This window comes from Pseudoalteromonas shioyasakiensis, from assembly GCF_022398475.1.
In the GTDB taxonomy this organism is placed as follows: Bacteria; Pseudomonadota; Gammaproteobacteria; order Enterobacterales; family Alteromonadaceae; genus Pseudoalteromonas.
This window is the reverse complement of sequence record NZ_JAKEVM010000010.1, coordinates 44850-55423: the sequence shown is the minus strand read 5'-3', so window position 1 is coordinate 55423 and position 10574 is coordinate 44850. Positions and strand designations below refer to the sequence as shown.

The window sequence follows — 10574 nt, the reverse complement described above, 5'->3', positions numbered from 1 at the left end:
CAATACTAAAATAAAGAATAAAAGAGATAGTTATGCGCCAATATGCACTCGCCACAGCCTTTTTAGCACTAAGTACCAGTACACTTGCAAATACGATTGAAGACACCGCTGTAGCTGGCTTAGATAAACCTGCGATTTACTACGCCGATATAGAACCCCACTTAAAAAGCGCAGCAAAACACCCCAGCGTCACATTAAAACAAATCGGCACCTCATTCCAAGGACAGGCACTTAATTCTATCAAAATTGGTACCGGCCCAATCAAAGTGATGATGTGGAGCCAAATGCACGGCGATGAAAACACGGCTACTGCCGCATTAATGGATTTTTTAAGCTTTATAACCACATATGAAAACGCACAATGGCTAGAAAGCTGGCAAAAGAAAATAACTCTTCTCATTATCCCTATGGTGAACCCAGACGGCGCCGCAGCTCAGACCCGTCATAATGCACAAGGTATTGATTTAAATCGTGATGCTAAAGCCCTTCGCACAAAAGAAGGGCAAATACTCATGGCTGCAGCAGATGAATTCAAACCTGACTTTGGTTTTAATTTACATGATCAGAATGCATATTACGGTGCAGGTAAAATGGGAAAACAAGCCACTATTTCAGTGCTAGCACCCGCCTATAATGAAGCAAGAGAAGTAAATAAAAGTCGTGGTGAGGCTATGCAGTTTATTGCCCACTTAGCCAAAACGGTTGAATCAATGATCCCAGGGCACTTAGGCAAGTACAACGACAGTTACTCGTATCGCAGTTTTGGAGATACTTTTTCCGAAAAAGGTATCCGAACTATATTAATTGAATCAGGCGCTTACCCAAACGACCCAAATCGCCAAATAGCACGTAAAGTTAACCGTGTTTTATATAAAAAGGCTATTGATTCAATAACTTCACAGAAATGGAAAAGCGCTAAAATGGCCCAGTACCACGCTATTCCATTTAATGCTAAAGACAATTGGGTAGACTTACTAATAGACGATGTAACAGTAAAGAGTGAACTTGGTGATTACCAGATAGATATTGCTATAAACAACAAAGGACAGTCACCCATAATTAAAGAATTGGGTGATATAAGCAGTATCCGCCAAGGTTACACCAGTTTAGATGCAAGCAGCCTGAACTTTAAGGTAGGCAACAGCTTTGTATTAAATGAGCCGTTAACGCTTACCGAAAATAAATATAAAGAGCTTTTAATACAAGGGTATAGTTGCTTTTCTGGCGATATTAATATGCTAGAAAACGCCACAAATTGGCCAGTTTACGCATGCAAAAGTGTATTTACATCAATACCTTCACTTAATGCACCTGCCGCCTTTTTCTTACAAGCAAATGGCAAAAATAAGTACGCAGTTTTAGGAGCTGAGCTAATTAATTTAGATTAAACACGATTTAAAAGGACAGGCACTCTTAAAAGTGCCTGTTAAATCTCCAAATACCTTAAATTTGTAACCTAAAATAATAGTTGTGTAGTCGAGCTAGCCTATTAGCTTAATCTAATAATAAAAACCAAGGTAAAGATTTAGCTTTATGAGAATTGAAAGCGCAAGTTAGCTGCAAGAGTTTGCAAAAAATAAAAGTCTAGAGAAATTTAAGGTTAACTAGAAAGTAATAACTTACAACTTGTTAGGTTACTTCGTCGCTTACGAGCAGTTTTACTGCAATAACTTTCGATAGCCCCCACTCGACCTGCAGCTCCACGAAATAAGTTTTCAAATTGAGTTGTTAGTGTTAACCATTTTTCCGGTTCGAAATTCAGCCTTTCAAGAATAGGAGGTAAATGATGCTCTATATATCCAGGCTTATCCGCGCTGATACAACGCCCAGTTTTCTCTACCAGTAACAAGTATGACTTTAACTCAAAAGGTATACCCTTTGATTTATACTTACTCATGCCACCAATAAAACGAGCTAGTAATTTAGGTTGCTTTGACTCCTTCGCGCTCTGGCATCGCTTTTTAAAGCTGGTATAGTCCGATTGCTCCGGCGTGCTCTCAGCTTTAGCACGAACAGGGTTTAAATCAACATAGGCCATACATGCTAAAAGTGCTGACTCATCAAGCAATGCTTGGCTCTTAAATCGCCCTTCCCAAAAGTGACCTGTACACTCGTCTTCTTTATTTGCACGTCTAGCTATATATTCATTAAGCATTCGCATAAACCAACTAATGCTCGAAAGACGCGCTCTGTATTCTGCAACCTCTTTCTTTAAGAAGACTTGTTGGCCGTCACTCAAAGGCTGACCATGAAGGAACTTTTGACCTAAAGGCGTCATTTTACTGAGCTTAAACCAGCGTAAAAGAATGGCTTTATCCGATAACCTATTTGCTTTTTTATCATCAACATGAAGAACAAGATGCGTATGATTGCTCATCACTGCGTAAGCACACACATCAATACAAAATACCTTTGCAAGAAAAAGCAGGCGCTCTTCAACCCATCCTCGGCGGTGTTCATATGATTTACCAGTGAGTGCGTCTTCTCCACAAAGGTAAGCGCGTCTAACGCAACGGGATACGCAGTGATAATACTTAGTGTTCGACAAACAGATTTGCCGCTTCCTTGCTAAAGCCATCGTTCACTCCTTGAACTGATAATTTGAAATGCATTAGCTGTAACTAAAGTTTAGACAAAATCTTCTTTGCTGCAAGAGTAAGTTAACAGATAAAAGTGACTGTCTATATAAAAATACAGTGACTGTCCTTGTAAAATTTAAGTATTAAAAAAGCGCCTTTGGGCGCTTTTTCTGTGGTTAAAGAATTTGATTCTCTTTCCAAGCTTGTTCTTTTGCCATGCGCTTTTTACGCTTGTCACATGGGTCGTCACAGTCGCAGGCTTTGTCGATACCAACTGCGCCTAAGCCACCACAACTACTGGCCATAGATTTCTTTTGCACAATCATGCCGACAGCCATCGCTGCCACAATTAAAATAAGTAGACCAAATGTAAGAAGAAAAAGTGACATTGCTTTGCCCCTATCGTCAGCAATTAAATCGAGCCCAACTAATTAGGCTGCATGTATTATATACCCAAACCACCTCAAGGTGCGAGTTTCAGTTGGAATTAAAAGCGATTTAGGCAAGGCATTGATTGCAAGCAATAGTGGTTCTATTGTTAAAATCAATAACGCAGTATAAATCGCTTTTAAACCAACCCTTTGGGCGCTTCACAGGCGCTTAGTCTCATCGTTGTTACTTCTTAAAAGGGACTGCCATTGTTGCAAAGTAACGCCTTGATATTAAACACCTGTGAAACGCTGAATTCTGCATCTTGAGATGGCTTGGGTATGCACTGCTTCTTGCCCTGCTACAAATATGGTTTAAATGCAGGGCTTGAATAAGTTACTAAGCCATTGTCTGACTTACCAATTAAATACACTGGCAAATCGTGCTCTTCGGCGTATTTCTGCGCCTTTTCCATGCCCATCACAGTGATTGCCGTCGCTAAGCCATCTGCAGTCATCGCTGATGGGTGTAAAACAGTAACTGATACCAAATCATGACGGCTCGGCATGCCTGTTACAGGGTCAATTAAGTGGCTATAGGTTACACCATCCATTTCGTAAAAAATTCGGTAATCGCCCGATGTCGCAATACCATTAGTACCCGGCTCAATTACTTTATGTACTTTACGCACGCCTGGTTCAGCATCAGGCTGTTCAATAGCTATTTTCCAAGTAATATTATTTGGCTTAATACCCGACACACGAAGCTCACCACCAATCTCAACCATATAATTAGTGAAACCATGGCTTTCAATCACTTCTGCGACTTTATCAATACCATAGCCTTTTGCTGTAGCAGAAAACGACAGCTCTAAACCATCAATTGTTTTCATCAGGCCAGCATCTGTAAGTTCAAGCTTATCAACACCAATTTTGGCAACCATTGCAGCCAAAGCTTCATCGCTTGGGCGTTTAGTCGGCTTTTTATCTGGACCAAAGCCCCACAAGTCAATAAGTGGCCCCATAGTCACATCTAACGTTTTTGTTGATTCGCCAAGGCGAATTGATTCAGCGACCACGTTTCTAAAATCAGCGCTTATTGGCATTACCTGCCCTGCTGGTAACTGGTTGAACTGGTTAATTTCTGAATCGGGAATGTAAGTTGACATAGATTGATTTACACCTTTAAGCACTTGCTTAATTTCAGGATGTAAATCAACACCTGCAACCTTTGAAGACTCTGCAAACACCTTAATATGATAAGTGGTGCCCATTGTCTTACCTTCAAAATAAAGCTCTTCAGCCTTATCAGCTTGGCTGCAGCCAGCCATGAGTAAAGTCATAGTTAATAGAAAAAAGGCCATCAAGCCTTGGCGATAAAACACTCTATTCATAGCATTCACCTTTTAGATACCACAGGGTTAGGTATAGAAATAAAAAAGCCTCGTAACACTGAGTGTTACGAGGCCTGTATTCTAACCAAAACTTATTGTTTTGTGTATGGTGTTAGCCACCGAAGTCATCTAATAAGATGTTTTCGTCTTCTACACCAAGATCTTTAAGCATGTTGATAACAGCCGCGTTCATCATTGGAGGACCACACATGTAGAACTCACAATCTTCTGGCGCTTCATGATCTTTCAAGTAGTTTTCATAAAGTACGTTATGGATGAAGCCTGTGTAACCTTCCCAGTTATCTTCTGGTTGTGGATCAGACAGTGCTGTGTGCCATACAAAGTTATCGTTTTCTGCTGCTAAGCCGTCGAAATCTTCTACGTAGAACATTTCACGCTTAGAACGCGCACCATACCAGAAACTCATCTTACGCTTAGATTTTAAACGCTTAAGTTGGTCAAAGATATGTGAACGCATTGGTGCCATACCTGCACCACCACCTACGAATACCATTTCTGCATCAGTGTCTTTCGCGAAGAACTCACCGAATGGGCCAGAAATAGTCACTTTATCACCTTCTTTTAATGACCAAATGTACGAAGACATTTTACCACATGGAAGGCTTAGGTCTCTTGGCGGCGGCGTAGCGATACGCACGTTAAGCATGATGATGCCTTCTTCTTCTGGGTAGTTAGCCATTGAGTATGCACGAATTGTTTCGTCGTCTACTTTAGACTCCAGATCGAAGAAACCGAAGTGGTTCCAGTCGCCACGATACTCTTCTGGAATATCGAAATCAGCGTACTTAACGTGGTGAGCTGGTGCTTCAATTTGAATATAACCACCGGCACGGAAAGGTACTGACTCGCCATCAGGAATTTGTAACTTAAGTTCCTTGATGAACGTTGCCTTGTTATCGTTAGAGATAACGGTACAGTCCCACTTCTTAACACCGAAAATTGACTCTTCAAGTTCAATTTCCATGTCGTTCTTAACATTTACCTGACACGCTAAACGGCAGCCTTCACGAGCTTCACCTTTAGAGATGTGATCAAGTTCTGTTGGTAAGATATCGCCGCCACCTTCTTTGATGTGTACACGACACTGACCACAAGAGCCACCGCCACCACATGCAGATGAAACGAAGATACCTGAATCAGCTAGCGCGCCTAATAGCTTGCTACCTGCAGATGTTTTAATAGCTTTTTCTGGGTCGCCATTAATTCCGATGATGATATCGCCGCTTGCTACTAATTTAGATTTAGCACCAATGATAACTAAAACTAAAATAACAACGATAGCGATGAAAACACCAACGCCTAAGAAAATCTCACTCATGATTTATCCTCGCTACCTATTAAAGTGAAATACCAGAGAATGACATAAAGCCAAGACCCATAAGACCAACAGTGATGAAAGTAATACCTAAACCACGTAAGCCATCAGGAACGTCTGAGTACTTCATTTTTTCACGGATACCAGCAAGTAAAGTAATTGCTAGTGCCCAGCCCACACCTGAACCGATACCATAAACAACAGACTCGCCGAAGTTATAGTTACGCTCAACCATGAAAGATACCGCACCGAAGATCGCACAGTTAACTGTGATCAGTGGTAAGAAGATACCTAACGCGTTGTAAAGTGCAGGGAAGAACTTATCTAATGCCATTTCAAGAATTTGTACAAGTGCTGCAATAACACCGATGAAAGTCAAGAAACGTAAGAAGCTAAGGTCTGCTTCTGGGTAGCCAAGCCACTCTAATGCACCAGGTGCAAGAACAGCGTGATAAACCAAGTTATTTACAGGTACTGAGATACCTAGTACCACGATAACTGCCACACCTAGGCCGATTGACGTTGTTACTTTCTTTGATACAGCAAGGAAAGTACACATACCTAGGAAGAAGGCTAAAGCTAAGTTTTCAATGAAAACCGCTTTTACAAATAAACTAATATAATGTTCCACTGCTCGCCCCTTACGCTTTTGCTTCTACTTGGTCTTTCTTGAAGGTACGAAGTACCCAGATGAATAAACCAATAATGAAGAATGCACTCGGTGGTAAAATCAATAGACCCATTGGTTGATACCAGCCACCATTTTGAACTAATGGAATAATATCAACACCGAATAGTGAACCTTTACCGAATAACTCACGGATGAAACCAACAGTTAGTAGTACTACTGAGTAACCTAAACCGTTACCGATACCATCTAAGAAAGACATTAACGGTGGTGACTTCATTGCGTATGCTTCAGCACGACCCATTACGATACAGTTTGTAATGATTAGACCAACGAATACTGAAAGCTCTTTAGCAGTTGCATAAGAGAATGCTTGCAGTACTTGGTCAACAACGATTACAAGTGATGCGATGATCGTCATTTGCACGATGATACGCACAGATGATGGGATGTGGTTACGAATTGACGAAATAAACAAGCTAGAAAACGCAGTTACTAGTGTCAATGCGATTGACATGATTAGTGCATTTTTTAAGCTTGATGTTACCGCTAGCGCAGAACAAATACCTAGTACTTGTAATGCGATCGGGTTATTTGCGAATACCGGGCCAAATAGGACCGACTTCATTTCTTTAGTATCAGCCATTATTTCAACGCTCCTTCACGTACTTTCGCAAGGAATGGACCAAAGCCATGCTCGCCAGTCCAGAAGTCAACTGTGTGATCAACACCGTTTGAAGTTAATGTTGCACCAGAAAGACCATCGATTTGATGTTCGTTCTTCGCACCGCTCTTCATGATATTGATTGGTAACTCTTTACCTTGCCATTTAGCAGTCCATTGTGGATTTTGGATTTCACCACCTAGACCTGGCGTTTCGTTGTGCTTGAAGAAGTTGATGTTTTTAACTGTTTCACCATCGCTTTCAAGCGCTAAGAAGCCGTACATTACACCCCAAAGGCCATAACCTTGGATTGGTAGAATGATTGCGTCTGTAGAACCATCAGGTTTCTTCGAAATATATACAGGTGAATTTTTTGTCATACGCTGAATACCAGCGATGTCTTTAATTCCTTCTGCTTTCAACGCAAAGCTACGAGCTTGGTCGAATTTTGTTTTCTCGAAGTCAAATGAGTTAGGATCAGCACCTTCAACAAACTCACCTGTGTTCATGTCTACAACACGTGCTTCAATTTTTGAGTTAAAGGTATCTGACACAGTACCTGATACTTCAATGCCTGCAGCCGCTAAGATATTGCGTTGAATATCTTGTGTTTTGTTAGCTTGCTGTAAAGGACGAAGCTGAACTGAAGCAAACGATACGATGATTGCACACACTAAACATAGTGCAACAACAACGGTTAGCGTTTTGCCGATTGATTCGTTATTACTAGACATTACGTGCCAACCTCCGCTTGATATTAGCTTGCACTACAAAGTGATCGAATAATGGTGCAAATAAGTTAGCAAATAAGATTGCTAGCATCATACCTTCTGGGAATGCCGGGTTAACAACACGGATCATTACAACCATAAAGCCGATTAACGCACCGTAAGCGAACTTACCTTTGTCTGTGAATGATGCAGATACTGGGTCTGTTGCCATGAAGAACATACCAAATGCAAAACCACCAAGAACTAAGTGCCAGTGCCAAGGCATAGCAAATACAGCGTTGGTTTCTGAACCAATTGTATTTAGTAAGAATGCCGTTGCAACCATACCTAGGAATACACCTAGTACGATACGCCATGAAGCGATACGCACGTAAATTAGGAATAAACCACCGATTAATAGTGCTAGTGTTGACGTCTCACCCATAGAACCTTGAATGAAACCGTAGAACGCATTCCACCATAGCTCCATGTTGCTGTAATCAAGTGAACCAACAACAGCTTGGCCAAGCATAGTTGCACCAGAGAATGAATCTACTGCTGTCCATACTGTGTCACCTGAAATTTGCGCTGGGTATGCGAAGAATAAGAACGCACGACCGGCAAGAGCAGGGTTAAGGAAGTTACGACCTGTACCACCAAAGATTTCTTTAGCGATTACAACACCAAACGTAATACCTAGTGCAACTTGCCATAAAGGAATCGTCGCAGGCAGGATTAGTGCGAATAATACAGATGTTACGAAGAAACCTTCATTTACTTCGTGCTTACGCACTGAAGCAAATAGTACTTCCCAGAAACCACCCACAGCAAACGTTACTGCGTATATTGGTAGGAAGAAGCAGGCACCGTAAAACATTTTCGCGCCCCAACCAGAGTCAGCAGTTAATTCACCACCGAATAATTGGAACAGACCAACTTGCCATGTGTTTGCTAGTTCAAAACCTTGCGCTAAAGCACCAGCGGCCTGATGACCGATGTTGAACATACCAAAGAACATTGCAGGGAACGTCGCCATCCACACTAAAATCATCATACGTTTTAGGTCGATGTTATCGCGAACGTGTGTTTTGCCTTTATTTACATAACCTGGCGTGTAGAAAATAGTCGCTGCAGCTTCGTAAAGCGCATACCATTTTTCGTGTTTACCACCCGGTTCAAAATGCGGCTCAATATCTTCTAGAAATTTCTTTAAACCCATCTCTCTAGCCTTCCTTCTCGATCGTAGTCAAGCAATCGCGTAGGATTGAACCGTACTCGTATTTACCTGGACAAACGAAGGTACATAATGCTAAATCTTCTTCATCAAGCTCTAGCGCACCTAACGAAATAGCACCATCAAGATCACGTGCGATTAAATCACGTAATAATAGTGTAGGTAGGATGTCTAAAGGCATAACACGCTCATAGCTACCAATTGGAACCATGGCACGCTTCGAACCACCTGTTGAAGTCGTCATGTTAAATAGACGGCTAGGAGCAAGGTGAGATAAGAAGGTACGTGTTACTGAGAACTTGTTAGCACCTGGTGCGATCCAACCGAATAGCTCTTTTTCGCGACCTTCAAGTAATACAGATACTTGAACATGGTAACGACCTAAGAACGCGTGTGGACCTTGAGAGATAGCGCCTGATAATACAGAACCAGAAATTACACGGTTATCACCGTCTTCTAATTCACCAGCAACTAAATCATCTAAAGATGCACCTAGCTGAGTTTTCACTAAGCGTGGGTTTTTAACACGTGGACCAGCAAGAGAAACAACACGGTCTGTGAAGATTTCACCTGTTAGGAATAAATTACCAAACGCGATTACGTCTTGGTAACCTAAGTGCCAAACCTGCTTGCTTGCAGAAACTGGGTCTAAGTTATGAATGTGTGTACCAACAAGACCTGCCGGATGCTTGCCACCAAACTCATGTACTTCTACTTGAGGGATTGATGAACTAGGCACTTGGCTACCAGCTTGTTTACAAACAAATACTTTGCCGTCAGTTAAACGAGATACCACAGCTAAACCAGCTTCAAATGCTTGAGTGTTCTCAGCAATGATTACTGCAGGATCTGCAGCTAGCGGGTTAGTGTCGATAGCCGTTACAAAGATAGAGCTAGGATTTGCATCCAAAGCAGCTACTCTGCTGAATGGGCGAGCACGTAGTGCTGTCCATTGACCTGACTGAACTAGTACTTCTTTAACTTTTTCACGGTCTAAGCCCGAAAGCTCGTCGGCCTTGAAAGAGTCAAAGGTGATTTGCTCACTGCCATTAACTTCAATAACAACAGATTGCAGCACACGTTTAGCACCACGATTGATTTCTTTAACTACCCCAGAAGCTGGTGCAGTAAATAAGACGCCTGGGTTCTTTTTGTCTTCAAAAAGTACCTGGCCTTTTTTGACTTGGTCATCCACGCGAACATGCATGGTTGGACGCATACCAATATATTCTTCACCTAGCACAGCTACACGTTTGACGGCAGAACCATCGTGAATAACTTGCTGAGGTGCGCCCTCTATCGGTAAATCCAGACCTTTTTTTATGTTGATCATACGCACTTGCATTACATTAACGGAAAGAAACTGAAAAATCGTACCAACCACGTCGCCATTTGATATGCTCAAGTTAAACTCTAAGTATCAAAGAATAGCCTGTTTAACACCCCAAACAAGCAACGCAGTAAACTCCTCACATATATTGCCCGAATTTTAACATCAATCAGGGTGACTATGCGAGAGCAAATATGAAATTTATACGACAGATACGGTTATTTAGACTACAAAAACCTTTTGAATAAAATTCAATATAGACCAAAGTGCTATTGATGATGTTTTATTTTCATCCAGAAACAAAAAAGTCGCTTAAAAAAGCGACTTTACA

At 41.5% G+C, this 10574-nt stretch carries 10 protein-coding genes; 1 reads left to right on the top strand and 9 read right to left on the bottom strand.

What is annotated here, in order from left to right; translation table 11 throughout:
- Positions 1-32: 32 nt before the first annotated feature.
- Positions 33-1388, top strand: a complete 1356-nt coding sequence (locus L1D51_RS03845) for a M14 family metallopeptidase (protein WP_239962719.1) — start codon at positions 33-35, stop codon at positions 1386-1388.
- Between the two features lie 212 nt (positions 1389-1600).
- Here L1D51_RS03845 and L1D51_RS03840 read toward each other — a convergent pair whose 3' ends face one another.
- The 9 genes from L1D51_RS03840 to L1D51_RS03800 form a co-directional block, all read right to left on the bottom strand.
- The gene (locus tag L1D51_RS03840; protein WP_239962717.1) at positions 1601-2578 is read right to left on the bottom strand and encodes a transposase; all 978 of its coding nucleotides are present in this window, start codon (positions 2576-2578) and stop codon (positions 1601-1603) included.
- A gap of 177 nt (positions 2579-2755) precedes the next feature.
- Complete coding sequence (gene nqrM, locus L1D51_RS03835) at positions 2756-2968, bottom strand: (Na+)-NQR maturation NqrM (protein WP_036966498.1); 213 nt, start codon at positions 2966-2968, stop codon at positions 2756-2758.
- Positions 2969-3309: 341 nt separating this feature from the next.
- Positions 3310-4341, bottom strand: coding sequence for an FAD:protein FMN transferase (locus tag L1D51_RS03830; RefSeq protein ID WP_055020648.1), 1032 nt, complete (start codon positions 4339-4341; stop codon positions 3310-3312).
- Positions 4342-4453: 112 nt separating this feature from the next.
- Positions 4454-5680, bottom strand: coding sequence for an NADH:ubiquinone reductase (Na(+)-transporting) subunit F (gene nqrF / locus L1D51_RS03825; protein ID WP_239962715.1), 1227 nt, complete (start codon positions 5678-5680; stop codon positions 4454-4456).
- A 19-nt stretch (positions 5681-5699) separates the two neighbouring features.
- Entirely contained in the window at positions 5700-6308 is a 609-nt protein-coding gene (gene nqrE / locus L1D51_RS03820; RefSeq protein ID WP_016708692.1) for an NADH:ubiquinone reductase (Na(+)-transporting) subunit E, read from the bottom strand.
- Positions 6309-6318: 10 nt separating this feature from the next.
- The gene (locus tag L1D51_RS03815) at positions 6319-6951 is read right to left on the bottom strand and encodes an NADH:ubiquinone reductase (Na(+)-transporting) subunit D (protein WP_054554281.1); all 633 of its coding nucleotides are present in this window, start codon (positions 6949-6951) and stop codon (positions 6319-6321) included.
- Positions 6951-7703, bottom strand: coding sequence for a Na(+)-translocating NADH-quinone reductase subunit C (locus L1D51_RS03810; protein ID WP_054562304.1), 753 nt, complete (start codon positions 7701-7703; stop codon positions 6951-6953). Before L1D51_RS03810 ends, L1D51_RS03815 begins: the two co-directional genes overlap by 1 nt.
- Positions 7696-8898: an NADH:ubiquinone reductase (Na(+)-transporting) subunit B gene (locus L1D51_RS03805; protein WP_054554279.1), complete on the bottom strand. Its 1203-nt coding sequence runs from the start codon at positions 8896-8898 to the stop codon at positions 7696-7698. Before L1D51_RS03805 ends, L1D51_RS03810 begins: the two co-directional genes overlap by 8 nt.
- A gap of 4 nt (positions 8899-8902) precedes the next feature.
- Positions 8903-10246: a Na(+)-translocating NADH-quinone reductase subunit A gene (locus L1D51_RS03800; RefSeq protein WP_054562348.1), complete on the bottom strand. Its 1344-nt coding sequence runs from the start codon at positions 10244-10246 to the stop codon at positions 8903-8905.
- Between the last annotated feature and the right edge of the window lie 328 nt (positions 10247-10574).

Coding starts and splice junctions, on each gene's coding strand:
- L1D51_RS03845 (WP_239962719.1), top strand. CDS start 33: ATGCGCCAATATGCACTCGCCACAGCCTTTTTAGCACTAAGTACCAGT.
- L1D51_RS03840 (WP_239962717.1), bottom strand. CDS start 2,578: ATGGCTTTAGCAAGGAAGCGGCAAATCTGTTTGTCGAACACTAAGTAT.
- nqrM (WP_036966498.1), bottom strand. CDS start 2,968: ATGTCACTTTTTCTTCTTACATTTGGTCTACTTATTTTAATTGTGGCA.
- L1D51_RS03830 (WP_055020648.1), bottom strand. CDS start 4,341: ATGAATAGAGTGTTTTATCGCCAAGGCTTGATGGCCTTTTTTCTATTA.
- nqrF (WP_239962715.1), bottom strand. CDS start 5,680: ATGAGTGAGATTTTCTTAGGCGTTGGTGTTTTCATCGCTATCGTTGTT.
- L1D51_RS03815 (WP_054554281.1), bottom strand. CDS start 6,951: ATGGCTGATACTAAAGAAATGAAGTCGGTCCTATTTGGCCCGGTATTC.
- L1D51_RS03810 (WP_054562304.1), bottom strand. CDS start 7,703: ATGTCTAGTAATAACGAATCAATCGGCAAAACGCTAACCGTTGTTGTT.
- L1D51_RS03805 (WP_054554279.1), bottom strand. CDS start 8,898: ATGGGTTTAAAGAAATTTCTAGAAGATATTGAGCCGCATTTTGAACCG.
- L1D51_RS03800 (WP_054562348.1), bottom strand. CDS start 10,246: ATGATCAACATAAAAAAAGGTCTGGATTTACCGATAGAGGGCGCACCT.